Annotated in this window: 22 protein-coding genes; 13 read left to right on the forward strand and 9 right to left on the reverse strand. The window is 70.6% G+C overall.

Features of this window, described 5'->3' with window-relative positions; all coding sequences use genetic code 11:
* Positions 1-34: 34 nt before the first annotated feature.
* Positions 35-844, reverse strand: coding sequence for a hypothetical protein (locus ACWF9G_RS26155; protein WP_379305098.1), 810 nt, complete (start codon positions 842-844; stop codon positions 35-37).
* Between the two features lie 481 nt (positions 845-1325).
* Between ACWF9G_RS26155 and mihF the strand changes: the two genes are divergently transcribed.
* Complete coding sequence (mihF, locus tag ACWF9G_RS26160; RefSeq protein WP_019045768.1) at positions 1326-1640, forward strand: integration host factor, actinobacterial type; 315 nt, start codon at positions 1326-1328, stop codon at positions 1638-1640.
* 79 nt (positions 1641-1719) lie between these two features.
* Here the strand turns inward: mihF and ACWF9G_RS26165 are convergent, their stop codons facing one another.
* Positions 1720-2913: an FHA domain-containing protein gene (locus ACWF9G_RS26165; protein WP_452518513.1), complete on the reverse strand. Its 1194-nt coding sequence runs from the start codon at positions 2911-2913 to the stop codon at positions 1720-1722.
* A 132-nt stretch (positions 2914-3045) separates the two neighbouring features.
* Here ACWF9G_RS26165 and ACWF9G_RS26170 point away from each other — a divergent pair, with 132 nt between their 5' ends.
* Positions 3046-4281 carry a GNAT family N-acetyltransferase gene (locus ACWF9G_RS26170; RefSeq protein ID WP_452518515.1) on the forward strand — a complete coding sequence of 412 codons (1236 nt, stop codon included), beginning with the start codon at positions 3046-3048 and terminating at the stop codon, positions 4279-4281.
* A gap of 16 nt (positions 4282-4297) precedes the next feature.
* On the opposite strand, the gene ACWF9G_RS26175 is transcribed toward ACWF9G_RS26170, so the two are convergent.
* Complete coding sequence (locus ACWF9G_RS26175; protein WP_452518517.1) at positions 4298-5845, reverse strand: glycerol-3-phosphate dehydrogenase/oxidase; 1548 nt, start codon at positions 5843-5845, stop codon at positions 4298-4300.
* Positions 5835-6455: a TetR/AcrR family transcriptional regulator gene (locus tag ACWF9G_RS26180; protein WP_379305090.1), complete on the reverse strand. Its 621-nt coding sequence runs from the start codon at positions 6453-6455 to the stop codon at positions 5835-5837. The genes ACWF9G_RS26175 and ACWF9G_RS26180 overlap by 11 nt, the downstream gene beginning before the upstream one ends.
* 194 nt (positions 6456-6649) lie before the next feature.
* Between ACWF9G_RS26180 and ACWF9G_RS26185 the strand changes: the two genes are divergently transcribed.
* Positions 6650-8278 carry an FAD-binding oxidoreductase gene (locus ACWF9G_RS26185; RefSeq protein WP_452518519.1) on the forward strand — a complete coding sequence of 543 codons (1629 nt, stop codon included), beginning with the start codon at positions 6650-6652 and terminating at the stop codon, positions 8276-8278.
* Between the two features lie 76 nt (positions 8279-8354).
* A complete protein-coding gene (locus tag ACWF9G_RS26190) occupies positions 8355-9305 on the forward strand; it encodes a YegS/Rv2252/BmrU family lipid kinase (protein ID WP_452518520.1) in 951 nt (316 codons plus the stop codon).
* Between the two features lie 34 nt (positions 9306-9339).
* Here the strand turns inward: ACWF9G_RS26190 and ACWF9G_RS26195 are convergent, their stop codons facing one another.
* Positions 9340-10041, reverse strand: coding sequence for an AAA family ATPase (locus ACWF9G_RS26195; protein ID WP_452518522.1), 702 nt, complete (start codon positions 10039-10041; stop codon positions 9340-9342).
* A 312-nt stretch (positions 10042-10353) separates the two neighbouring features.
* Here ACWF9G_RS26195 and ACWF9G_RS26200 point away from each other — a divergent pair, with 312 nt between their 5' ends.
* From ACWF9G_RS26200 to proB, 9 genes are all read left to right on the forward strand, one after another.
* Positions 10354-13032: a valine--tRNA ligase gene (locus ACWF9G_RS26200; protein ID WP_452518523.1), complete on the forward strand. Its 2679-nt coding sequence runs from the start codon at positions 10354-10356 to the stop codon at positions 13030-13032.
* An 86-nt stretch (positions 13033-13118) separates the two neighbouring features.
* A complete protein-coding gene (gene folC, locus ACWF9G_RS26205) occupies positions 13119-14489 on the forward strand; it encodes a bifunctional tetrahydrofolate synthase/dihydrofolate synthase (RefSeq protein WP_379305169.1) in 1371 nt (456 codons plus the stop codon).
* Positions 14486-14914: a DUF4233 domain-containing protein gene (locus tag ACWF9G_RS26210; protein ID WP_379305080.1), complete on the forward strand. Its 429-nt coding sequence runs from the start codon at positions 14486-14488 to the stop codon at positions 14912-14914. Before folC ends, ACWF9G_RS26210 begins: the two co-directional genes overlap by 4 nt.
* 9 nt (positions 14915-14923) lie before the next feature.
* Positions 14924-15340, forward strand: a complete 417-nt coding sequence (gene ndk, locus ACWF9G_RS26215; RefSeq protein ID WP_218721467.1) for a nucleoside-diphosphate kinase — start codon at positions 14924-14926, stop codon at positions 15338-15340.
* Between the two features lie 488 nt (positions 15341-15828).
* Positions 15829-18996, forward strand: coding sequence for a translation initiation factor IF-2 N-terminal domain-containing protein (locus tag ACWF9G_RS26220; protein WP_452518526.1), 3168 nt, complete (start codon positions 15829-15831; stop codon positions 18994-18996).
* Positions 18997-19224: 228 nt separating this feature from the next.
* Complete coding sequence (rplU, locus tag ACWF9G_RS26225) at positions 19225-19536, forward strand: 50S ribosomal protein L21 (RefSeq protein WP_110039506.1); 312 nt, start codon at positions 19225-19227, stop codon at positions 19534-19536.
* Positions 19537-19558: 22 nt separating this feature from the next.
* Positions 19559-19825: a 50S ribosomal protein L27 gene (gene rpmA, locus ACWF9G_RS26230; protein ID WP_067486232.1), complete on the forward strand. Its 267-nt coding sequence runs from the start codon at positions 19559-19561 to the stop codon at positions 19823-19825.
* A 121-nt stretch (positions 19826-19946) separates the two neighbouring features.
* The gene (gene obgE / locus ACWF9G_RS26235) at positions 19947-21401 is read left to right on the forward strand and encodes a GTPase ObgE (protein WP_379305075.1); all 1455 of its coding nucleotides are present in this window, start codon (positions 19947-19949) and stop codon (positions 21399-21401) included.
* Between the two features lie 129 nt (positions 21402-21530).
* On the forward strand, positions 21531-22646 hold the full coding sequence (gene proB, locus ACWF9G_RS26240; protein ID WP_444543807.1) for a glutamate 5-kinase: 1116 nt from the start codon (positions 21531-21533) through the stop codon (positions 22644-22646).
* On the opposite strand, the gene ACWF9G_RS26245 is transcribed toward proB, so the two are convergent.
* From ACWF9G_RS26245 to ACWF9G_RS26260, 4 genes are read right to left on the reverse strand one after another with little or no spacing between them, the layout of a single operon-like run.
* A complete protein-coding gene (locus ACWF9G_RS26245; protein ID WP_452518528.1) occupies positions 22636-22959 on the reverse strand; it encodes a DUF6191 domain-containing protein in 324 nt (107 codons plus the stop codon). The two genes, proB and ACWF9G_RS26245, sit on opposite strands and share 11 nt — an antisense overlap.
* A gap of 24 nt (positions 22960-22983) precedes the next feature.
* Positions 22984-24543: a hypothetical protein gene (locus ACWF9G_RS26250; RefSeq protein ID WP_452518529.1), complete on the reverse strand. Its 1560-nt coding sequence runs from the start codon at positions 24541-24543 to the stop codon at positions 22984-22986.
* A complete protein-coding gene (locus tag ACWF9G_RS26255) occupies positions 24543-24914 on the reverse strand; it encodes a hypothetical protein (protein ID WP_379305069.1) in 372 nt (123 codons plus the stop codon). The genes ACWF9G_RS26250 and ACWF9G_RS26255 overlap by 1 nt, the downstream gene beginning before the upstream one ends.
* Positions 24915-24948: 34 nt before the next feature.
* The gene (locus ACWF9G_RS26260; RefSeq protein ID WP_379305067.1) at positions 24949-25683 is read right to left on the reverse strand and encodes an ESX secretion-associated protein EspG; all 735 of its coding nucleotides are present in this window, start codon (positions 25681-25683) and stop codon (positions 24949-24951) included.
* Positions 25684-25767: the final 84 nt, after the last annotated feature.

The following is a 25767-nucleotide window of genomic DNA, read 5'->3' on the forward strand; positions in this document are numbered from 1 at the left end:
CTCCGATCGGAGTACGGGCCCTCTTCGCGTTCTGCTAGCCCTCGCGGAAGGCCGGAGCCGCCGAGAGGAGGTCTTCGGCGTCGTCGGTGGGGATCTCGGCCGAGGCGCGGGCGATGGCGGTGCTGTAGCGGGCGCTGGCGGCGTTGTGGATCATCAGGGCGACACCGATCATCACCGGGGCCACGGCGTGCACCGCGGCGTCGTACCAGTGCCCGGCGCTCAGGTGCGGATAGGTGTTGAGGGCGATGGTGAGGGCGAGCAGGAACAGCTCGGCGACCAGGACCTGGGTGCGGTTGCCCATCACGCCCCACTCGGCCACGCGGGTGGTGCCGATCATGATGATGATCAGGCAGACGCTGATCATCGCCTCCAGGCCGAAGCTGGCCCAGTAGAGCGGGTCGCTCGGCCCGCCAGGAGCGATGTTGTGCTGGACGTTGACCGCCGACCACAGCATGCCCGCGATCACCACGCCTGCCAGTGCGCGCAGCGACCACGTGCGGTGCTGGTAGAGCGAGGCCAGCCGGGCGCGCGGGTTGGATTCGCGGCGCTGCGCGGCGATGGCCTTGCGGGCCAGCATCACGTCGGCCATCTCGGCCCGCTCCATCTCGGCGGTGGTCTCGCGCAGCCGATCGGCGTGCATGGAGGCCGACTTGATCTGCTTCCAGCGCTGGTCGCGCTCGTAGGTGCGGATCTTCTCGGCGAGTTCGCGCTCGGCGCGCAGCTCGTCCTCGGACAGTGCGTCGGTCAGGGCCGGATCGGACTGGTAGGCGATGCGTCGCCTGGCCCGTTCGACCCGGACCGGCAACGCAACGACCTCGTCATCGAGCGGGTGTTCCTCGCGCATCGCAACTCCAGTTAGCAAAAGGGTTCGCCGGGTCGCGTCATTCTTGCGCATAAGGTGGCAGAGAGCACAACCGCGGGCCGGTTAGGGCCGGCCCGCGGAGGCCGGAAAACGTCTGGCGCACAACTGTGTAGCTGGAACCGCACTGTCACGGGGAGACGGTGACGACCGGGGAACCGGTCGCGCCCGGGGCCGAGGAGCTTCGTTGATCCTCCGTGGTTCGCCGTTGAACCTTGATCCCGTTCGGTGCTTCTGTTGAATTTTTCGTCGCAGGCCGGTGTGGTGTTACGCGCGTCACTCGGCGGAGTTTCGTCCGTTTCGTCCGTCTTACTGGGCGTTCACCCATTACGACGGGCTCACCACGCAAAACTCATCGGCGTATCCTCGCGGTGTGTCGGACTGGTGCTGCCGTTCGGTTGCTGTTTACTCGGTCCGTCAATCAGATGTTCGAGTTGTTCGAGTGACGAGTGGAAGCGGAGGAGACATGGCACTGCCTACGATGACCGCCGAACAGCGCACCGAGGCGTTGGCCAAAGCGGCTGCCGTGCGCAAGGCGCGCTCGGAACTGATCGGCAAGGTGAAGGAGGGCAAGGTCACCGTCGCCGATCTGCTCAAGAAGGCCGACAGCGACGACCTGGTCAAGAAGACCAAGGTCGCTGCGGTGATCAAGGCGCTGCCGGGTGTCGGCCCGGTGAAGGCGGCCAAGCTGATGGATCAGGCCGAGATCCCCGAGGATCGCCGCATCGGCGGGCTCGGTGCTCGCCAGCGCGCGGCGCTGCTCGACGCCCTCGAGGCCTGAGCCGAACAGCGATCCGACGCCCGTGGACGCACAGCGTGCACACCACGGGCGTCGGGATAGTTCGGCCTGAAGCGGTCTCTCAGACGCAGTAGGTCAGCAGGAAATCGTTGATCCGCAGGCGCCAGCCCGGCTGTAGCTCGATGGGCAGGGTGCCGACGCGGGACCAGCGTTCGGAATCGGGGGCGGCGAAGAACGTACCGGAGGTGGCGGGGGCTTCCCGGACGAACACCTTGCCACGGTCGGGGGCGACGAAGGCATGGACCCGGGAGACGAGCCGGTCGCGTTCGATCAGGATGGGGGTGGCGGCGGCAGCCCGCACCGATTCGTCGCCGGAGGGGTTACGGCCGAGGACGTAGGGCCGGTCCAGCGGGTAGCTCAGCCCGTCCTCGGTGACCAGGGCGCCGCGCGGACTACTCGGCTGCGGCCCGGATTTTCCCAGCGCGACGGGCTCGGCCAGCTTCGCGGCATCCAAGGCCTGTGACCAGGCCAGGGGAGCGTTGGTGGCCGGGGTGTTGCGCGGGCCGGTGCTGACGGTGACGCCGTCACCGGTGTTCGGCCGCGAGCCCGTGCTCACCGTCTCGCCGTCGGCGCTGCCCGCCTCGGGCACGAAACCGGTTGCCGGACCGGTGGATCCGGGCGCGGAGTCGCCGGGCAGGGCGAAACCGGCGGTGGCGGGCCTTGCCTCGCCGTTCTCGATGTGGCCGGACGGCTCGCGCAATGCCCGGAAACCGGTGGCTTCGGTCGGCGGTGGCTCGTCGATCGCCTCGACGCGGCGCGGCGCCGGATTGCGGCGGCGGCCGAGGGTGAGCACGAAACCGTTGCCGGTGACGATGCCCGCCCGCAGATCGGTGCGCGGATTGGCGCTGGTCGGGTCGGCCATCTCGGCGCCGACCGCGATCCGGCGGACGGGTTCGCGGATGATCTCGTCGACCCAGGTGAAGGCACGGTCGCCGGCGAGGCGGCGATTGCCCTCGGCGCCGGAGATCTCGGCGATCACCGCGCCGCGCAACAAGATCAGCATCCCGTCGGCGGTGGGCGCCAGCACACCGAACGGCGGCGGTGCGGAGGCGCCACCGAAGACGACACCGGCCAGTCGCTGGGCCAGCGCCGCACCGGGCGACGAGGCCGCGGTACTCATCGCGACGGTCTCGACCGCGCCGAGTAGGCGATCGGTGGACGGTGTCTCGCCGGCGAGATAGACGACGACGTCGCCGAATCGGGCGACGATCCCGGTCCCGGGCACGATGGCCACGGTGGACGAATGCGCGCGCATCAATGCCTCCTTGTCGGACTGGCCGTTGTCAGCATAGAACGACTGGCGCGCGGGGGCTGAGGGTTGAGGTCGGTGCGGAGTTCGAACGTTGTTCGTGCCAAACGTCGTTCGTGCGCCGCGTAGGATCGGCGCATGAATGCCGCACCCGTCAGTCGCCGGGCCAGACCGGCGAAAGCCCCGCTCAGCCGCGAGGTGGTCATTCGGACCGGACTGCGCATCCTCGACACCGACGGCCTGGCCGCGCTGACTATGCGCCGGGTCGCCCAGGAACTCGACACCGGCGCCGCCTCGCTCTACGTCTACGTCGCCCATCGCGACGACCTCATGACCGGCATGCTCGACCACGTCCTGTCCACCGTGACCACGCCCACCGATGGTGACTGGCGGCAGCGCCTGACCGCCGTCGTCGAGAACACGATCGAGGCGCTCGGCAAGCACGCGGGTCTCGCGCCGCACGCCTTCGGCAGGCTCCCGGCGACCGAACACGCGCTCGGCCTGATCGAACAGCTCCTCGCCCTGCTCCGCGAGGGCGGCCTCGATCCGGCGACCGCCACCTGGGCCGTCGACCTGATCCACCGGCACATCACCGCCGAAGCCGCCGAGCGGGCCGCCTGCGACGTCGAGGGCGGGACCGAGGCGGACGACATCGCCGAGCGTTTCGCCGAACTGCCCGCCGAGCGCTACCCGACCATCGTCGCCCTGCGTGCGCAGATGACCGCGGGCGGCGATGCCCGCGCCCGGTGGGCTCTGCGCGCCCTGCTCAGCGGCATCATCGCCACCCCGGCGGACGCGGTGACCGGCGTCGATCAGCCAGGGACCGCCGAGCGGCGACCGGTGGTCGGCGGCCCGATCCGGCCCGCGAGCGAGTCCGAGATCCCGGTGCTGCAGGAGATCGAGCAACGTGCCGGTGCGCCGTTCGCCGAGGTGGGAATGACCGCGGTCGCCGAGGACGAGCCGCCGCAGGCCGACACCCTGCGCGAATACATCGCCGCCGAGCGCGCGTGGGTGTGGCCCGACGACACCGGCCGCCCGATCGGCTACCTGGTGCTCGGTCTCGTCGACGGACAGCCGCACATCGACCAGGTGTCGGTCGACCCGGCCCACGCGGGCCTTCGCCTCGGCAAACGCCTGATCGACCACGCGGTCCATTGGGCGAAAGACCGTGGGCTGCACGAGATCACCCTCACCACCTTCACCGAGGTGCCGTGGAACGGCCCGTACTACGAGCGCCTCGGCTTCACCTACATCCCCGCCGCCGACGAGACACCGGAGCTGCGGGCCATCCGCGCCGCCGAGATCGCCCACGGCCTCGACGAATGGCCACGCGCCTGCATGCGCGTAGACCTGGCCACCTGGGTCGACGGCTGACCGGGCAGTCGCGCGATCAGCTGCCGACGACAGCCCGGGCGAAGGCGGCTTCCGCGGCGGGAAGGGCGGCGGCGCGGTCGGACGGGACCAGGCCGATGCGGGAGCGGCGGTCGAGGAGGTCGTCGACGGTGAGGGCGCCCTCGTGGCTGATGGCGAAGTCGAATTCGGCGGCGGTGACGTCGATTCCGGGGGCGACCGGTTCGCGCAGGGACGGGTCGGCCAGCCAGGCCGAGACGATCTGGCCCGCCTCGCTGCCGTAGCGCTCGATGAGGACCGGGGGTGCGTCGATGCGGTCGCGTGCCGCGCCCGCGACCGCGCCGACCAGGGGCAGGCGGGTCGTGCAGCAGTTCGACGCGGGCAGCGCGGCGTGGGCGACGGCGGCGTCGACGGCGTCCTGGGCCATCTGGCGGTAGGTGGTGAGCTTGCCGCCGACGACGGTGATCAGGCCGTCGGGGGAGGTCAGGACCGCGTGCTCGCGGGAGATGTCCGCGGTGCTGTCGTCGGCGGTCTCGAGCAGCGGGCGCAGGCCGGCGAAGCGGCCGCGGATGTCGGCGCGGGTCAGCGGTTCGCGCAGCGCGGTGTTGATGGTGTCGAGCAGGAAGTCGATCTCGGACTCGGTGGGCTGCGGCTCGTCCGGGATCGGGCCGGGCGCCTCCTCGTCGGTGAGTCCGAGGTAGACGCGGCCGTGCGCGGCGGGCAGAGCGAAGACGAAACGGCTGATGCTGCCAGGAACCGGCACCGTCAGCGCCGCGCTCAAGCCGCCGAACGCGGAGGCGTCGAACACCAGGTGGGTGCCGCGGCTGGGCCGCAGCTTGATGCTGTGGTCGACCTCGCCCGCCCACACGCCGGTCGCGTTGATCACCGCGCGCGCCCGCACGGTCAGCGTCTCGCCGGTGCGGGTGTCGCGCAGCTGGACCGAATCGCCGGTCGCGGCAACGGCTTCCATACGGGTGAGCACCGTCGCGCCCTCGGCGGCCGCGGTACGGGCCAGGGCGACGACCAGGCGCGCGTCGTCGACGAGCTGGCCATCCCAGGCCTGCAGACCACCACGCAGCCCGTCGCGGCGCACGGTCGGCGCCAGTCGCAGTGCCTCGGCGGCGGCGACCCGGCGCGAGCGCGGCAGGGTGTCGGCGGAGGTGCGGGCGGCGATGCGCAGCGCGTCACCGGCGGCGAAACCCGCGCGGATGAGTGAACTCTGGGCCGTCTTGATACCGGGCAGCAGCGGCACCAGCTGGGGGAGCGGGCGCACCAGGTGCGGCGCGGTGGTCCGCAGCAGGACGCCGCGCTCGACCGCGCTCTCGTGCGCGATCCCGACCCGCCCGCTCGCCAGGTACCGCAGGCCGCCGTGCACCAGCTTCGAACTCCAGCGGCTGGTGCCGAACGCGAAGTCGGCGCGCTCGACCAGCAGGGTGCGCAGGCCACGGGACGCGGCGTCGAGGGCGACACCGGCGCCGGTCACGCCACCGCCGATCACCAGGACGTCGACTTCGGGCCGATCGCCGAGGGCGGTCAGGTCGGCGGTGCGGCGGGTCGCGTTGAGGGCGAACTTCGAATCAGGAGTCATCACAGTCCTTGTCGCGTGGCGGGAGCAGGTAACCCTCGATCGCCCTCGACAGCTCCGCGTCGAACTGCGCACCGGCCAGCAGCGGCTCCACCGTGCCCGCGGACTGCACCGCGGACTGGGTGATGAGCAGCAGCATGGCCGCCATCTGCTCGGCATCGCCCGCACGGATCGATCCGTCGTCGTGGCCGAGCCGGATCGCGGTCGCGAACAGCTCGATCAGCGTGCGCTGGTTGCGCCCCAGCCTGCCGAACACATAGGTGAGCATCAGATCGGTGTCGGTGCGGAAGATCTTGGCGAACACCGCGTTCGCCCGGATCGCCGCGGCACCGGCGACGATGCCACGGACCAGCCGGTCCCGGCCGAGGCCGATCTCGGGCATGGTCTCGCCGACGATCGTGCGTAGCTCGCGCACGAGCAGTTCGGCGATCAGCGAACCCGTGTCGGGCCAGCGCCGGTACACCGTCGGCCTGCTGACCCCGGCGCGGCGCGCCACCTCGGTGAGGGTGGTGCGACGGACGCCGAAGTCGACGACGCAGGCCCGCGTGGCATCGAGAATCGCCACGTCGGTGGGCGAGAGTTGCTCGTCCGCGTTGGTCGCGATTTCGATCATCGTGCTTCACCCCGGTGTGTTCGGCGGCGCCGGATCCGGCGCAGTGGTCGAGCTGGCAACGCTCAAGGGTATCGAGCGGACCAGCGGGGTCGGTGTCGTGAATGCGGGGCAGTGACATCCGACAGCGGTCGGATGCCGACTCGAGGACTTATCGTACTGGTTACTGCTTGACACTATATGTCAGAATGTAACGCATGGTCGAGACGCAATCCGAAAATGCCGGTGCCACCACCCTGCAGCCGAGTATGGTGTGGGACGCCTGGGGTGTCCCCGCTGGACACCAGCCCCTGTCGGCGCAGATCCGCGGCCTGCTCGCGCAGGTGTTCGGTATCTCGGGCGAGCCGGTGGCGCGTCGCGACGAGGGCGACGTGCCGCTGCGCCCCTCCACTCTCACGGCCGACGATCGGGCCGGGCTCACGGCCGTCGTTGGTGACGAACATCTCAGCACCGCCGATGTCGTCCGGCTGCGCCACGCGGGCGGCAAGAGCACCCCGGATCTGTTGCGCCGCAGGGCCGACGGCCCGCAGGACGCGCCCGACGCGATCCTCTTCCCCGCCGATCATGCCCAGGTCCTTGCCCTGCTGAGCTACTGCTCCGAGCACGGCATCGCCGTCGTCCCGTTCGGCGGCGGCACCAGCGTGGTCGGCGGTGTCGATCCGGTGCGCGGACAGTTCACGACCGTCATCGCGCTGGATCTGCGCAGGCTCGACACCGTCACCGGGGTCGACCCGGTCAGCGGCCTGGCGACCCTGGGCGCCGGTCTCGCCGGACCGCGGGCGGAGGCGCTGCTCGGCGAGCACGGGCTCTCGCTCGGGCACTTTCCGCAGAGCTTCGAGTTCGCGACCATCGGCGGGTTCGCCGCGACCAGGTCGTCGGGTCAGGCCTCGGCGGGCTACGGCCGCTTCGACGACATGGTCGAGCGACTGGTGATCGCCACGCCGCAGGGCACCGTCGAACTCGGGCGGGCACCCGCCTCGGCCGCCGGGCCGGACCTGCGTGAGCTGTTCGTCGGCTCCGAGGGCACCCTCGGCATCATCACCTCGGTGACGCTGCGCGTGCATCCGGTCCCGGAAACCACCGCCTACCAGGCCTGGTCGTTCCCCGACTTCGCCACCGGCGCGGCCGCGCTGCGCTCGCTGGTGCAGACCGGTGCGGCGCCGACGGTGCTGCGGCTGTCCGACGAGGCCGAGACCGGGCTGAACCTGGCCCGCTCCGGCGACGTCGGCGGCGCTTCGGTCGCGGGCTGCCTGGCCATCACCACCTACGAGGGCACCGAGGAGCACGTCGCCGCCCGCGCGCTGGAGGCGAGCGGCCTGCTGACCGCCGCGGGCGGCACCGCGCTCGGCGAGGCGCCCGCGCAGCAGTGGGAGCACGGCCGCTTCGCCGCGCCGTACCTGCGTGACGCGCTGCTCGATGTCGGTGTGCTGTGCGAGACCCTGGAAACCGCGACCACCTGGGCGAACCTGTCGAATCTGAAGACCAAGGTTACCGGCGCGCTGATGGATTCGCTCGGCGCGCAGGGCACGCCCGCGCTGGTGATGTGCCACATCTCGCACACCTACCCGACCGGCGCCTCGCTGTACTTCACCATCGTCGCCAAGCAGCTCGACGACCCGATCGCGCAGTGGCACATCGCCAAGTCCGCGGTCGGTGACGCGATCATCGCCGCGGGCGGCACCATCACCCATCACCACGCCGTCGGCGCCGACCACCGTCCGTGGATGTCGGCCGAGGTCGGCGACCTGGGCGTTCGTATCCTGCGCGCGGTGAAACGCGAACTCGACCCCGCCGGGGTGCTCAATCCTGGAAAGCTGTTGCCGTGAGGGAGCTTTGGCGAGTGAACCGGATGCAGAGCGCGCGTTCGCGCGCGACGGAGCCGAGCTCTGGCGAGGGGGAGTCGTGAGTGAACTTTCGGTGCGGCGGGTACTCGTCGTCACGAATCCGCATTCGGGTGCGGGGCGTGGTGACGGCGTCGCCGAGGCGGTGCTGGAGCGGCTGCTGGCTCAGGGTGTCGAGGTGGCCGAGGTGCGGGCGCCCAGCGCGGCCGAATCGGTCGAGCAGGTCAGGGCGGCCGTCACCAGCGAGCTCAGGCGGCCCGACGCGGTGATCTGTGTCGGCGGCGACGGGCTGATGAACGTGTTGCTGGCCGCGGTCGCGCACAGCACCGTGCCGCTCGGTCTGGTGCCCGCCGGCACGGGCAACGATCTGGCCAGGGAGCTCGGCATCCCGACCGGCAACCCGGAGGCGGCCACCGACATCGTGCTGCGCGGCCGGGTCCGCCACGTCGATCTCGGCCGGATCGAGTCGACGTACGCGACACCCACCTGGTTCGCCACCGTCGTCGGCACCGGATTCGACGCGCGAGTCACCTTGCGCGCCAACAAGATGCGCTACCCGCGTGGCCCGCTGCGCTACACCGTCGCCGCGGTGGCCGAGCTGCTGCGCGGCTACACGCTGCCGTTCACCATCGAGCTGTCGGGCCTCGCGCCCGGCGCGCTCGACAACCCCGATGGCGAACAGACGGTGATCCACACCGATGCCGTGATGGCCCCGATCGGCAATACCCGCACCTACGGCGGCGGCATGCTGGTCTGCCCGGACGCGCTCGCCGACGACGGCTACCTCGACATCACCGTGGTCGGCGCGGTCTCCCGGCTCGAGATGGCGCGGCTGCTGCCCGCGCTGTCGGCGGGTAAGCGCATCGACCATCCGGCGACCAAGCGCTACCGGGCGCGGCGGATCACCGTCACCGCCGACGGCGGCTACGCCACGGCCGACGGCGAACCGGCCGGGATGCTGCCGGTCACCGTGCAGGCGATGCCGGGCGCGCTGACGGTGCTCGTGCCATAAAGGCGGCTGCCCGCGCTGCGGGTCGAGACAGGCCCTAGGCGGCGTCGAAGCTGATACGGGTGACCGAGCTGAGGGTCGGCCGGTCGACGATCACCACCGACGCCGAGTCCAGCGGCTCCGGGACCGGCGCGACGGGTCCGGGTTCGCGCGCGCCGAGGGACCGCATCATCCGCTCCCATCGGCGGCAGTGCGCGGAGAACGCCACGCTGTTGACCCGCCTGCCCCGGGTGACCTGACCGTGCCTGGCCTGCGTCGGTGGCACATCGATCAGCACCATGTGCAGCTCGCGGCGCCCGGCCTGCGCCCAGCGGGCGATCATCCGGCGGCTCCAGGCGAACGTCGCGCAGTCGTGGATCGCCACCGGCCCGTCGGCGGCGCGCAGCGCGTCGCGGATCGCGCGGTAGTGCGCCAGGTGCACCAGCGGCCGCCACAGCGGATACGGCAGCAGGCCGAGCCGGTGCCGCAACCGGTTGCGGGTGTGATTCGAATCGAGCACCAGCGCACCCGAAGCCGTGCGCACCGGCTCCTCGGCATCGGGACCGGCGGCGAAGAAGCGGTGCAGCGCAGTGGATTTGCCCGCGCCGGGCACGCCGGCGAAGACCAGCACGCTGGCGGCGGGGTAGTGGAGCTGGTCGACTTCGCCCGCGCGTAGGTCCACCAGCGCGTGGGGAGCGATGATCCGCGGCGGCGCGGATCGGGGCGGGGGAGTCGCGGCGGAATCGAGCGGGGGCGTCACCCTCTCCAGACTCCGGGAAAACAGACAATTCGGCAATCGGGGATCACCCGGATGTTCGGCGGAGACGCCTGGCTCACAACAACTTCCGCGTGTCGTTGTGCTCAGGTGACAAAACGCCACCCGGCCGTGGGAGCGAAGCTGAGAATTGCCTATGGATCCCCCGGGTCGTGGTGAATCGCCGGTAGTATCACAGGGGTAGACGGAGTCTTCGGTGTCCCTCATCCACCGAAGATTCCGTCTCTGTTTTTTCGGTGCTGCCGTGCTGTGGCGGGGGGCGTCAATTGCTTTGCCGGGGCCCCTTAGGATTGGTGGGTGACCAGCGCAGCCCCAGACAACTCGCGTAATCGTGCCGATGCCCTGCCCAAGAGCTGGAACCCCAGCGAGGTAGAGGCCGACCTGTACGAGGGCTGGGTAGATGCCGGATACTTCGGCGCCGACGCGACCAGCGGCAAGCCCGCCTACTCGATCGTGCTGCCGCCGCCGAATGTCACCGGCACCCTGCACATGGGCCACGCCCTCGATCACACCCTCATGGACACCCTCACCCGCCGCAAGCGGATGCAGGGCTACGAGGTGCTGTGGCTGCCCGGCATGGATCACGCGGGCATCGCGACCCAGACCGTGGTGGAGAAGCAGCTCGCCGCCGACGGCAAGACCAAAGAGGACTTCGGCCGCGAGCTGTTCATCGACAAGGTGTGGGACTGGAAGCGCGAGTCCGGTGGCGCCATCCAGTGGCAGATGCGCGCGCTCGGCGACGGTATCGACTGGAGCCGCGACCGCTTCACCATGGACGAGGGCCTCTCGCGCGCCGTCCGCACCATCTTCAAGCGCATGTACGACGCCGGCCTGATCTACCGGGCCGAGCGGCTGGTGAACTGGTCGCCGGTGCTGAAGACCGGCATCTCCGATCTCGAGGTGGACTACAAGGACGTCGAGGGCGAGCTGGTCTCGCTGCGCTACGGCTCGCTCGACGACAACGAACCGCACGTCGTCGTCGCCACCACCCGCGTGGAGACGATGCTGGGTGACACCGCGGTGGCCGTGCACCCCGACGATCCGCGCTACGCCGCGATGATCGGCTCCACCGTCTACCACCCGATCACCGGCACCCAGATCCCGGTCATCGCCGACGACTACGTCGACCCGGAGTTCGGCACCGGCGCGGTGAAGATCACCCCCGCGCACGACCCCAACGACTTCGAGATGGGCCTGCGGCACAACCTGCCGATGCCGACGATCATGGACGAGGGTGGCCGGATCACCGGCACCGGAACCGAATTCGACGGGATGGACCGCTTCGAGGCGCGCGTGAAGGTGCGCGAGCGCCTCGCGGCCGAGGGTCGCGTTGTCGCGGAGAAGCGGCCGTACACGCACAGCGTCGGCCACTCCGAGCGCTCCGGCGAGCCGATCGAGCCGCGCCTGTCGATGCAGTGGTGGGTCAAGGTCGAGTCGCTGGCCAAGGCCGCGGGCGACGCCGTCCGCGACGGCGACGTGAAGATCCACCCCGCGAGCCAGGAACCGCGCTGGTTCGACTGGGTCGACAACATGCACGACTGGTGCATCTCGCGCCAGCTGTGGTGGGGTCACCGCATCCCGATCTGGTACGGCCCCGAGGGCGAGATCGTGTGCCTCGGCCCGGACGAGGAAGCGCCCGAGGGCTGGGTGCAGGACCCGGACGTGCTCGACACCTGGTTCTCCTCGGGCCTGTGGCCGTTCTCCACGATGGGCTGGCCCGAGGCCACCCCGGAGCTGGCGAAGTTCTATCCGACCAGCGTGCTCGTCACCGGCTACGACATCCTGTTCTTCTGGGTGGCCAGGATGATGATGTTCGGCATGTTCGTCAGCGAGGACCCGGCGCTCACTGTCGGCAAGGGCGGGCAGAAGCAGGTGCCGTTCGAGGACGTCTTCCTGCACGGCCTGATCCGCGACCAGTACGGCAAGAAGATGTCGAAGTCGCGCGGCAACGGCATCGACCCGCTGGACTGGATCAACTCCTACGGCGCCGACGCGCTGCGCTTCACCCTGGCCCGTGGCGCGCAGCCCGGCGGTGACCTGTCGGTCGGCGAACCGCACGCGCTGGCCTCGCGCAGCTTCGTCACCAAGCTGTTCAACGCCACCAAGTTCGCGCTGATGAACGGCGCGCGCTCCGGTGAGCTGCCCCCGCGCGAGACCCTCACCGACACCGATCGCTGGATCGTCGACCGGCTCGACGAGGTGCGCGCCGAGGTCGACGCCGCCTTCGACGCCTACGAGTTCGGCAAGGCCTGCGAGGCGCTGTACCACTTCGCCTGGGACGAACTGTGTGACTGGTACCTGGAGCTGTCGAAGGTGCAGTTCGCCGAGTCCGACGCCCGCGCCGAGAGCACCGCGGTGGTGCTCGGCACGGTGCTCGACGCGGTCCTTCGCCTGCTGCACCCGGTGATCCCGTTCGTCACCGAGACCCTGTGGAAGGCGCTGACCGGCGGTGAGTCGGTGGTCGTCGCCCCGTGGCCTGCCGCGAGCGGCATCGCCACCGACACCGTCGCCGCGCAGCGCGTCGCCGACACGCAGCGCCTGATCACCGAGATCCGCCGCTTCCGCAGCGATCAGGGCCTGGCCGACAAGCAGAAGGTGAAGGCCACGCTGGTCGGCCTGGACGAGGCCGGGCTCGGCGCGTTCGCCGGCTCGGTGGCCAACCTGGCCCGCCTGACCGAACCGGGTGACGACTTCGCCACCACCGCCGAGGTGCAGGTCCGGCTGTCCGGCGCGACGGTCACCGTGCAGCTCGACACCTCCGGCGCGATCGACCTCGACGCCGAACGCCGCAGGCTGGAAAAGGATCTCGCGGTCGCGCAGAAGGACCTCGACACCACCACGGCCAAGCTGGGCAACGAGGCGTTCCTGGCCAAGGCCCCGCAGCAGGTCGTCGACAAGATCACCGGCCGCCGGGATGTGGCCGCGGCCGAAGTCACGCGCATCGGCGCCCGCCTGGCGGAGCTGAGCGGCAAGTGAACGACGAGCCGGAGCCGCAGTACGAAGCCGACGACCACCGCCCGGCTCCACTCGGCGCCGGGCCGTCGCCGGTCGACCTGGCCGAGATGGCGCTGGTCGAGGCCGAGCTGGACAAGCGCTGGCCGGAAACCAAGATCGAGCCGTCGCTGACCCGGATCGCCACGCTGATGGACCTGCTCGGCAACCCGCAGCGCAGCTACCCGGCGATCCATGTCGCCGGCACCAACGGCAAGACGTCGGTGACCAGGATGATCGACGCCCTGCTCACCGCGCTGCACCGGCGCACCGGCCGGATCACCAGCCCGCACCTGCAGCTGGCGACCGAGCGGATCAGCATCGACAACGCCCCGATCAGCCCGGCCCGCTACGTGGAGACCTTCCGCGAACTCGAGCCCTACATCGGGATGATCGACCAGCAGTCCGAGGCGGCGGGCGGCCCGGCGATGAGCAAGTTCGAGGTGCTCACCGGCATGGCGTACGCCGCCTTCGCCGAGGCGCCGGTCGACGTGGCCGTCGTGGAGACCGGCATGGGCGGCACGTGGGACGCCACCAATGTGATCGACGGACAGGTCGCGGTGATCACCCCGATCGGCCTCGACCACACCGAGTACCTCGGCCCCGACCTGGCTTCGATCGCCGGGGAGAAGGCCGGGATCATCAAGCGCGCGCCCGAGGCGCTGATCCCGGTCGACACCGTCGCGGTGATCGCCGAGCAGGAGCCCGAGGTGATGGACGTGCTGCTGCGCCGGGCCGTCGAGGTCGACGCCGCGGTGGCCCGCGAGGGCGCGGAGTTCCGGGTGCTGGAGCGGGCGGTCGCCGTCGGCGGTCAGCTGCTCACCCTGCAGGGACTCGGCGGCGTCTACGACGAGATCTTCCTGCCGCTGCACGGTGAGCACCAGGCCCGCAACGCCTCGCTCGCGCTGGCCGCGGTGGAGGCGTTCTTCGGCGCGGGCGCGGATCGTCAGCTCGACATCGAGGCGGTGCGCGCCGGTTTCGCGAGCGCGGCCAGCCCCGGCCGGATGGAACGGATGCGCAACGCGCCGACCATCTTCGTCGACGCGGCGCACAATCCCGCCGGCGCGCAGGCGCTGGCGAACACCCTCACCAGCGAGTTCGACTTCCGCAAGCTGGTCGGCGTCGTCGCCGTGCTCGCGGACAAGGACGCGGCGGGCATCCTGGACGCACTGGAGCCGGTGTTCGACGAGATAGTGGTCACCAGCAACGGTTCGCCACGGGCCATGGATGTCGACGCCCTCGCAGACCTGGCCGTACAGCGCTTCGGCGACGAGCGGGTGATCACCGCCGACACCCTGCCCGACGCGCTGGAATCGGCGATCGCGCTGGCCGAGCAGGCGGGCGACGACGGTGACGTGATCTCCGGCGCCGGTGTCGTTGTCACCGGTTCGGTGGTGACCGCGGGCGCGGCGCGCGCCCTCTTCGGAAAGGGTCCGGCATGAGTGAGGTTCCACCCCCGGCGACCGATCCGTGGAAGGGTCTGCGCGGGGTCATGGCGGGCACGTTGGTCCTCGAGGCCATCGTGGTGCTGCTGGCGCTGCCGGTGGTCGCCGATGTCGGCGGCGGGATCACCTGGTTCTCCGGCACCTATCTCGTGGTGCTGGCGTTGCTGATGATTCTCGGCGCGGGCGTGCAGCGCAAGCCGTGGGCGATCCCGTTCAACCTCGGCCTGCAGGTGCTGCTGCTGGCAGGCACGTTCATCCACCTGTCGATCGGGATCATCGGCCTGGTGTTCGCCGCGGTGTGGGCGTTCATCCTCGTCCTGCGCGCGGACGTGCAGCGCCGGATGGACGCGGGCCTGCTGCCCAGTCAGCGGATGGGCGGCCGAACCGGCACGAGTTCGGCTCAGGGCGGCGACGCCGGTTAGAGTGACGCCGTGACTGAGCAGACTTTGGTACTCATCAAGCCGGACGGCGTCTCCCGTGGCCTCGTCGGCGAGGTGCTCGCCCGCATCGAGCGCAAGGGGCTGACCCTCGAGGCGCTGGAGCTGAAGAACGTGTCGACCGAGCTCGCCGAAGAGCACTACGCCGAGCACGCCGAGCGCCCGTTCTTCGGATCCCTGATCGAGTTCATCACCTCGGGCCCCGTCGTCGCGGCCGTGCTGTCGGGCCCCCGCGCGATCGCGGCGTTCCGTCAGCTCGCCGGTGGCACCGACCCGGTCGAGAAGGCCACCCCGGGCACCATCCGCGGTGACTTCGGGCTGGAGACCCAGTTCAACCTCGTTCACGGTTCCGACTCGCCCGAGTCCGCCAAGCGCGAGATCGCGCTCTGGTTCCCCGAATTTCCTGCTTGATTCGCGCTGTACTCGCTCGTCGCGTCCTTGCGGGCGCGACGGGCTCGAGCGGTGCGAGGTTCGCGTGAGTTGCGCCGATGGCGATCCCCGCGCGAACCGTATGGGATACTGACTACGGATGTGTTCGACGCCGATGCTCAAACAGGGCGGTTGGTGACAGCTTGTCGCGCAGGTACGCGACAGCGGTGGCGGACATGACCGGATGACACCGCGGTTGGATGCCGATCATCGCTGCCACGGACGACCCTGTTGCTGGGGTTGCCCGCGCAGGCACGCTGGATGAGCGCTCGGAGCGTGGCGTCACGCCGCACAGCCAGGCGCCGCGTGACCGGTTGGCCCGCCAGATCGATCGAGGTGAGACCGGACACGCGGGGCGAGACCAGATGACCCTCGTACCATCGGGTACGAGGTGCACGGACGATGCCCCCGCGTCGGCCGCGTCACTCCCGTACCGGGGATGGACGCGCCCGGGGGCCCGAGGAGACTTCGTGGCCGATACAGAGCCGCTGGACACAACACAACAGGATGCCGATCAATTGCCGGAGCGAATTCGAGTTCATGCACTGGCCAAGCGGTTGGGAGTGACCAGCAAACGCATCCTGGCCAAACTGGCCGAGCTGGGGGCCGAGGCCCGCAGCGTTCAATCGAATGTGGATCGCGCCGTCGCCGAGACGGTGCGCGACGCGATCGCCGCCGCTGACGCCGACACCGGCGAATCCCCGGCATCCACCACCACCGCGGCGGCTGCCGAGCCGTCGACCGCCCCCGTCGCCGAGCAGCCGGCCGACACGACCACAGCGCCCGCGCCGATGTTCTCGGCACCCGAGGTCGCGCGCACCGACGAAGTGTTCGCCGCGATGGCCGACGACGCGCACACCGGCCTGTTCACCCACCGGAGCACCGAGGCGCCCGCCCCGGCCGAGCCGGTGGCCTTCGAGGCGCCCGCCTTCACGGCGCCGCTGTTCCTGCCGCCGGACGCCACCGCCGCCGAGGAGGCCCGCAAGCGCCGTCGCGCCGAGCGGACCGTCAAGCGCACCGAGGAGCCCGTCGAGGAGGCCGAGCCCGAGACCGACACGGTCGAGGACGAGTCCGCCGACGCCGATGCCGCCGGTGACCACGATGCCGACGGTCAGCCGCGTCGCCGTCGTCGTGGCCGTCGTGGTCGCGGCCGTGGCCGTGGCGAGCAGTCCGCCGACGGCGAGGACACCGACACCGACGACACCGAGGACGACGCCGCCCCGGCAGCCGAAGCAGCCACCGACGAGTCCGAGCAGGCCGAGGACGTCGAGACCGACACCGAGGACGAGGACGATTCGCAGCCGGAGGGCGCGAGCCGTCGCCGTCGCCGTCGCCGCCGCCGCAAGGTCGGCGGGGAGTCCGGCGAGGCCGACACGTCCTCGGAGGACGATCCGCCGAACACCGTCGTGCACGAGCGCGAGCCGCGCAACAAGAGCCGCAACCGGTCCGGGTCCGACGAGGTGCAGGGCATCTCCGGTTCCACCCGGCTCGAGGCCAAGCGCCAGCGCCGCCGCGACGGCCGCGAGGCCGGGCGCCGTCGTCCGCCGATCCTGACCGAATCGGAGTTCCTGGCCCGCCGCGAGGCGGTCGACCGGGTGATGGTCGTGCGGGAGAAGGCGTTCGACGCCGCCGAGCACGCGCCGGGTCACCAGATCACCACCCAGGTGGCGGTGCTCGAGGACAACATCCTCGTCGAGCACTTCGTGACCAGTTCCGGCCAGGCGTCGATGGTGGGCAATGTCTACCTCGGCAAGGTGCAGAACGTGCTGCCCAGCATGGAGGCGGCGTTCATCGACATCGGCCGCGGCCGCAACGGCGTGCTCTACGCCGGTGAGGTGAACTGGGATGCCGCCGGTCTGGGCGGCAAGGAGCGCAAGATCGAGCAGGCGCTCAAGCCCGGCGATCAGGTGCTGGTGCAGGTGTCCAAGGACCCGGTCGGTCACAAGGGCGCCCGCCTCACCACCCAGATCTCCCTCGCGGGTCGCTTCCTGGTGTACGTGCCGGGCGGTACCTCCACCGGGATCAGCCGCAAGCTGCCCGACACCGAGCGCAAGCGGCTCAAGGAGATCCTGCGCGAGATCGTGCCCGCCGACGCTGGTGTGATCATCCGGACCGCGTCCGAGGGTGTCAGCGAGCCCGAGCTGGCGCGCGACGTCGAGCGGCTGCAAGCCACCTGGCGCACCATCGAAGAGGCGGCGGCCAAGGAGTCCAACGCGCCCAAGGCCCTCTACGAGGAGCCGGACCTGCTGGTCAAGGTCATCCGCGACCTGTTCAACGAGGACTTCTCCAAGCTGGTCATCGAAGGTGAGCGCGCGTGGAGCACCGTCGAGAACTACGTGCGCACCGTCGCGCCGGACCTGCTGCCGCGGGTGAACCGGCACGAGAACAACGGTGTCGACGTGTTCGAGACCCTGCGCATCGACGAGCAGCTGGCCAAGGCGCTCGACCGCAAGGTGTGGCTGCCCTCGGGCGGCACCCTGGTGATCGACCGCACCGAGGCGATGACCGTCGTCGACGTGAACACCGGCAAGTTCACCGGTTCGGGGTCGAGCAACCTGGAGGAGACCGTCACCAGGAACAACCTGGAGGCGGCCGAGGAGATCGTGCGCCAGATGCGGCTGCGCGACATCGGCGGCATGATCGTCGTCGACTTCATCGACATGGTGCTCGAATCCAACCGTGACCTGGTGCTGCGCCGGCTCACCGAGGCGCTGGGCCGGGATCGCACCCGCCACCAGGTGTCGGAGGTGACCTCGCTCGGCCTGGTCCAGATGACCCGCAAGAAGCTGGGCACCGGACTGGTCGAGGCGTTCTCCACCACCTGTGAGCACTGCCACGGTCGCGGCATTCTCGTGCACTCCTACCCGGTGGACGCCGGGTCGGGTGCCGACGAGCAGGCCGGCCGGGCCAAGGAGGGCGGTTCGCGCCGTCGCCGCGGCAAGGACAAGGGCCAGGACAAGGCGCCCGCCGCGTCCGCCGCACCCTCGACCAACGGCACCGCGCCCGCCGCCGAGCACGGTGAGGAGGACATCGCGGTCAAGCGGGCCCACCCGGTCGCGCTCGCGATGGCCGCCCACCACGGTGAAGACGCCGACGAGGCGACGACGGCCCCGGCCGAGGAGGTCGCGGTCGAGGAGACCGTCGCCGCCGAGCCGACCCGGCGTTCGCGTTCGCGTTCGCGCCGGTCGAGCCGGAGTGCGGCAGCCAGTGAGCAGGCCGCCGAGAGCCAGGCGTTGACCGGGGTCATCTCGGCCGAAGCGGAAGCTTCGGTCGAGGCGGAAGCCCCGGCCGAGGAGCCCGCGGCGCCGGTCGAGCCGGCGGAGGTGGCCACCGAACCGGCGGCCGCCGAGGTCGAGCCCGAGGCCGCACCCGCCGAGCCCGAACCGGTAGCGGCCGAGCAGGCCCCCGTCGCCGAGGAGCCCGCTCCGCGCGCGCCCCGCAGGCGTCGCGTGGCCAGGTCGACGGCCGCTCCGGCAGCCGACAGTGCGGGCGCGGTGTTCGTGCTCTCAGCGAACGACCAGCCGCCCGCGGCGGCCGTGGTTGACTTCGCCGCAGAGCCGGTGATCGTCCCGGAACGGAAGCCGCGCCGTCGCGCGGTGGCGCGTCCCGCGGGCGCGCCTGCCGCCGAAACGAAGTAACCCGCAGGCCCCCGATTCGGCCCTGACCGGCCGAATTGGGGGAGGGGTTGCCATTCTGGTAACCTAGGTCGGTCGCTGCCCCGCGATTGGGCATCTGGCCGAACGGCCGGATGATTCCGCAGGCAGCCAAACGTTCTTCCCCCGCTCTGCGGGGATGAGCCCAGAAATACACGTCGCAGCTGTGGCGTGGACATGTGCAGGACCAACGTGAGTGGAGGAAGCCGACCGATGGCAGCGTACGCAATCGTCAAGACCGGCGGAAAGCAGTACAAGGTCGCGGTCGGTGACCTGGTGAAGGTCGAGAAGATCGAGGGCGAGCCCGGCACCGCCGTGGCCCTGACCCCGGTTCTCGTCGTCGACGGCGCCGATCTGACCACCGACGCCGACAAGCTGGCCAAGATCTCCGTGGCCGCCGAGGTCGTCGACCAGACCAAGGGCCCGAAGATCCGGATCCACAAGTTCAAGAACAAGACCGGCTACCACAAGCGCCAGGGTCACCGTCAGCCGCTGACGGTCATCAAGGTCACCGGCATCAAGTAAGACATCCCGAGGAGACGAAGCAATGGCACATAAGAAGGGTGCATCCAGCTCCCGGAACGGTCGTGATTCGAACGCCCAGCGCCTCGGCGTGAAGCGCTTCGGTGGCCAGAAGGTCAGCGCGGGCGAGATCCTCGTCCGTCAGCGCGGAACCCACTTCCACCCCGGCGTGAACGTCGGTCGTGGCGGCGACGACACCCTGTTCGCCCTCGCGGCGGGCGCGGTCGAGTTCGGCACCAAGCGTGGCCGCAAGACCGTCAACATCGTCGTCCCGGAGCCGGTCCAGGCCTGACCGCCTGGAGCGTCAGCTCCCCACGGACACCGGAGCGGGTCAGGGTTGTTTCCCTGACCCGCTCCGTCGTGTTCGCCCACCCTTACCGCAATCGACCAGTCAGAAGGAGGAGGATCAACCCATGTCCAAATTCATCGACCGCGTCGTGCTGCATGTTCGTGCCGGTAGAGGTGGACACGGTTGCGCCTCGGTGCATCGTGAGAAGTTCAAGCCGTTGGGTGGACCCGACGGCGGCAACGGCGGCAACGGCGGGGACGTGATCCTCGAAGTCGACGGCAACGTCCACACCCTGCTCGATTTCCATTTCCACCCGCACGCCAAGGCGGGCAACGGCAAGCCCGGCGAGGGCGGCAACCGTGACGGCAAGATGGGCACCGACCTGGTGCTGAAGGTGCCCGACGGCACCGTGGTGGTCGACAACGACGGCAAGGTCGTGGTCGACCTGGTCGGCGTGGGCAACCAGTTCGTCGTCGCCAAGGGCGGCCGTGGCGGTCTGGGCAACGCCTCGCTGGCGTCCAAGGCGCGCAAGGCGCCCGGTTTCGCGCTGCTCGGTGAAGAGGGCGAAGAGCTGGACCTGGTCCTGGAGCTGAAGTCGGTCGCCGACGTCGGCCTGGTCGGGTTCCCGTCGGCGGGCAAGTCCTCGCTGGTCTCGGTGCTCTCCGCGGCCAAGCCGAAGATCGCCGATTACCCGTTCACTACGCTCGTCCCGAACCTGGGCGTGGTCGCCAGTGGCGACACCACCTTCACCGTGGCCGACGTGCCGGGTCTGATTCCCGGCGCCAGCGACGGCCGTGGCCTCGGCCTGGACTTCCTGCGCCACCTCGAGCGCTGCGCGGTGCTCGCCCACGTCGTCGACTGCGCGACCCTGGAACCGGGCCGCGACCCGGTCTCCGACGTCGATGCGCTCGAGGCCGAACTGGCCGCCTACAAGCCCGCGCTGACCGGTGACGAGAGCCTGGGCGACCTGGCCGACCGGCCCCGCGTGGTCATCCTCAACAAGACCGACGTCCCCGACGCGGCGGAGCTCGCCGAGATGGTGACCCCCGAGTTCACCGAACGCGGCTGGCCGGTGTTCGAGATCTCCGCGGTGAGCCGCGCCGGTCTGCGCCCGCTGACCTTCGCGCTGGCCGACATGGTCCGCCAGTATCGCGAAGATCACCCGAAGGCCGCTCCGAAGCGCCCGGTGATCCGCCCGATCGCGACTGACGAGTCCGGTTTCAGCGTGATCGCCGACCCGCAGGAGCCCGGTGGCTTCATCGTGCGCGGCACCCGCCCGGAGCGCTGGGTGCGCCAGACCCAGTTCGACAACGACGAAGCCGTCGGCTACCTGGCCGACCGCCTTGCCCGCCTCGGTGTCGAGGCCGAGCTGGTCAAGCAGGGTGCCGTGCCGGGTTGCTCGGTGACGATCGGCGATGTGTCGTTCGAGTGGGAGCCGCAGGTGTCCGCCGGTGTCGACATCGTGCCGACCGGCCGGGGTACCGACATCCGGCTGGAGAACAACGACCGCGTCGGCGCGGCCGAGCGCAAGCTCGCCTCGCGGGCCCGTCGCGGCTTGCTCGACGAAGACGGGAAATAGGGGTCCGGCCGCGTCGGCGCCGGTCGAAAACCGGTGTCGGACGCGGCCGTTCGATCGGCATACTGCGGTGGGTCACCGGCATGAGCTGGGACCGTCGACGACGGTGATCGCGGTGCAGGGAGTAAGGCAATGCAGGTGAGTTCGGAGTTGAGTGCGGCGCGCCAGGCCATCGTGTCGGCGCGCGCGGTCGTGGTGAAGATCGGTTCGTCGGCGCTGACCAGCCTCGAGGGCGGTCTCGACACCGACCGGCTCGACCGGCTGGCCGACGCCGTCGAAGCGCGCATGCGCGCCGGGTCGGACGTGGTTGTCGTGTCCTCGGGCGCGATCGGCGCGGGCATCGCGCCGCTCGGATTGTCCCGCAGACCCAAGGATCTGGCGACCAAGCAGGCCGCGGCCAGCGTCGGTCAGCTGGCACTGGCGCACGCCTGGGGCACCTCGTTCGCCCGCTACGACCGCACCGTCGGTCAGGTCCTGCTCTCCGCCGACGACTTCGCCCGCCGCGAGCATCACCGCAATGCCCAGCGCACCCTCGACCGGTTGCGTTCACTCGGCGCCATCGCCGTGGTCAACGAGAACGACACCGTCGCGACGGAAGAGATCCGCTTCGGCGACAACGACCGCCTCGCCGCCCTCGTGGCGCACCTGGTCGGCGCCGACGCCCTGATCCTGCTGTCGGACGTCTCCGGCCTCTACGACGGCGATCCCCGCAAGGGCGCCGCGAACTTCATTCCCGAGGTGCGCAGCAGCGCCGACCTCGACGGCGTCATCGCGGGCAGCGGCGGCGCGCTCGGCACCGGCGGCATGGCATCGAAACTGTCCGCCGCCCGCCTCGCCGCCGACGCCGGCATCCCCGTCCTGCTCGCCTCGGCCGCCGACGCCGCGACCGCGCTCGCCGACGGCACCGTCGGCACCGCCTTCGCCGCCCGCCCGGTCCGCCTGTCCGGCCGCAAGTTCTGGGTCCGCCACGCCGCAGACACCCGCGGCTCGGTCCTCATCGACGCGGGCGCCGTCGAGGCCGTCGCCAAACGCCGTTCCCTGCTCGCGGCGGGCATCACCGGTGTCCGCGGCCGCTTCTTCGGCGGCGACGTCGTCGACCTGGTCAGCCCCGACAACCGCGTGGTAGCCCGTGGCGTAGTCGAATACGACAGCACCGAACTGTCCACCATGCTCGGCCGCTCCACCACCGAACTCCCCGACACCATGCAGCGCCCGGTCATCCACGCCGACGACCTCGTCAAGGTGTGAGGCCGGCGCCCGGAGGCTCGTTCTCCGGCGACGGAGTCACCCTGCGCAGGTAGACCGTTCGCGTGTCGAGGTCGAGCTCACGGCCCGAGCCTGCCTCGACACGCACCAACTGCTTGGATTCCCGTTCCTCGACAACGTGCTTGGACGCCGGATTGAACAGGTCGTCCACCACCCCCAGCATGCCGGGTCCGGCACCGGTGGTTCTGCGTGTCTTGCGCCAGTAGATCCAGCCTCGCCGCTCCGCCCACAGGGCGAGCTGGTCGAGTCCGATCACGGCTGCGGCGAAGATCATCGCGAACAGCAAGTACTCCACTGCGTCCTCCCTGTCCGGCGGCGATCACCGTCGCGGTGGGATGACACCCGGCTGATCGAGATCGATCGGTGGTGCGGGCGGCGTAACCGGTTGCGGGCCCGGGACATTCGTGTCCGGAATGGGGCCGGTGACACCGGGTTGTCCACCCGGATCGACCGAGCCCCCGTGCACCGGCGGTGCCGGGTCGGCCGCCTGCGGCTCGGGCGCGCGGGGTGCGGGCTGCGGTGCGGGCGGTTCCGGCGCGGGCTGTTCCGCGGTGGGCGGGGGAGCTTGCGGCGCCGGTTCGGGTGCTCGCGGTGCGGGCTGCGGCGCTGATGTTTCCGGTTGTGGTGCAGGTTGTTCCGAAGTGGGCGCGGGGGCTTGCGGCGCAGGCTGTTCCGAAGTGGGCGCGGGGGCTTGCGGCGCAGGCTGTTCCGAGGTGGGCACGGGGGCTTGCGGCGCAGGCTGTTCCGAGGTGGGCACGGGGGCTTGCGGCGCAGGCTGTTCCGAGGTGGGCGCGGGGGCTTGCGGCGCCGGTTCGGGTGCTCGCGGTGCGGGCTGCGGCGCTGATGTTTCCGGTTGCGGCGCGGGCTGTTCCGAAGTTGGCGGAGTCTCGGGTGCCGGTTCGGTACTGGGTGGGGCAGGCTGTTCCGATGTCGGGGCCGGTGCCGGTTGGTCGGTAGTCGGCGGTGGCGGTGTCGGCTGTTCCGATGTCGGAGCAGGTTGTTCCGTCGTCTGGGGCGTCGGCGTTTCCGAATCTTGTTGCGTCGGTGGCTGTCCCGAGCTCGGGGGAGCGGGGGCCTGGCTGGTCGGCGCGGGGGTGGGTTCCGCGGTGTTCGGGCCGGAGGGTGCCGGGGTGGTGGTCGGCGGCGTCTGGCTTGGCGCGGGACTCTCGCCGGACGGTGTAGGAGCTTGCGTGCCTGGAGCGGTCGTGCCAGGGCCGGATTCCGGGTTCTGCGACGTGCTACCGCTCTGCCCCGAATCGCCTTGTGCGGTACCGGGTTCGGCAGCGCGTTCCGGCGCAGACCCGTTCCGTGAACCGCCCTGCCCCGCAGACGATCCCTGGGAAGCCCCCGGCGGCGCGGGCAACGCGGGCACTCCGGTCCCGGCCAGCGTGTACGCGGGCTTGTAGATCATGTTCATCGCCAGTACCGCCTCCTGGCGCAGCGCTTCGGCCGCCATCTGGGCGTCGATGACATGGGCGGCCTCGAGCAACCGCGCGATGGTCCCGATCGGCCCGGAACCACCGGGCGCGACCACCGCGAGCTTCACCGCTTCCGCGGCGGCAGCGACCCCGCCGAGGCGGGCGCCGACCTCGCCGAACACCTCGGCCAGTTCGTCGAGCGCGGCCGCGAAGCTGCGGGTGCTGGCGAAGGCGGCGTCGGCGGCGGCGCCCTCCCAGCCGGTCTCCTCGATGACCCGCTCGGCATTGGACCTGGTCAGCGGCAGGGAGGTGGTGAGCGCGGCGGCGCTCTCCAACCAGGCCATCGACGCGCCGAGCACGGCGGCCGCGTCGATCTGCTGGGTGCGCGCGTAGATCTGCTCGTGCGGCATGGACTCGAAATGCTCCATCGCACCGATGTAGGTGGGATCGGTACCGCTCATCAGCGCAGCCTCGTCTCGACGGCGCGCAGTGCGGCGGCCGCGGCGGCATCGGCCTCGTCCAGCAGACCGCCGCTGAGCAGGAACGCCTCCTTCATCCGGTACGCGGCTTCGATGTAGTGATCGATCAGGTCGGCGGCGTCACGCGCCTTGTGCGCGAAGCCGGCCTGCAGCTGCTGGGCGGAGACGAAACCACCGAATCCTTCTGCCTCGGACGCGGATTCGAGACGTTGACGAAGCTGGGCGAGCCGATCGGCCTGCTGTTCGTAGAGGTCGGCGCACCGGCGCGCGGCATCGGGATCGAACTTCACGGACCCCGCCGCGGCGGCGCTGCGGAACCGGGAGATCTCGGCTCTGCTGCTGTCGATCGTCATCGCGTCCCCTCCAGATCGTGCGTCGGCGTCCAGGCTAGCCGGACCTTCTGGTGTTCGAACTGTGCACCGGTGCGAGCCTGCGCTGCAGTTGGGCGGCGAGCTGACCGGCCGCCGCGGGGACGACGTGCACGGTTTCGCCCGCCCGCAGCAGGTAGCGGCCGTCGTCCGCGACATCGATCCAGCTGTAGTGCACCGGTGGCGCCGGGGTGTCCCGGTCGAGCCCGGTCTCGATGCGGATATGCCCTTCGGCGGTGTGCGGTTTGCGCAGCAGCCGCTGGATCCGGGGGACGGCGGGATGGGTCGCGATCACGGTTTCCTCGTCGCGGACGGCGGCGGCATCGGCCTCGCGCGCCGGTTCGCGTCCGGGCGGCGTGTCGGGCAGGCAGGCCGCGACCCTGGCGCCGATCCCCGCGGTATGACCGATCGAAACACGCACGCTGCCACCGTAATCGGGGCGGGTGCCGGGTTCCTGGAGCACGAGCACGGCGTGGTCGAAGACCGAGCAGGCGAGCAACCGGATCTCGCTGCCGGGGGTGTGCGCGCCGCCGACGAGCACGATCCTGGCGTGGGGTGCGGCGATGATCCGCAGGCAGGCGGCGAGGTCGGGGTCGCCGCCGCCGGGTAGTCGGTGGTCCAGGCCCGCGCGGAAGCGGGTTGCCTCGTACTCGGTGCGTGGCGACTCGAGCACCCGGATCGGAAAGGGCATTCGGTCCTGACCGAATTCCCGCCACACGTGCGCGAATTCGTCAGCGCTGAAGGTCCATCCCATTGCCGATCCCATCCTTACCGAACCAGGACGAGCACAGCCTAACCGCAGTGTCCGATTCCGGCGCATCGATCACCCGCCAAACCT

The sequence above is a fragment of the Nocardia sp. NPDC055029 genome, assembly GCF_053608525.1.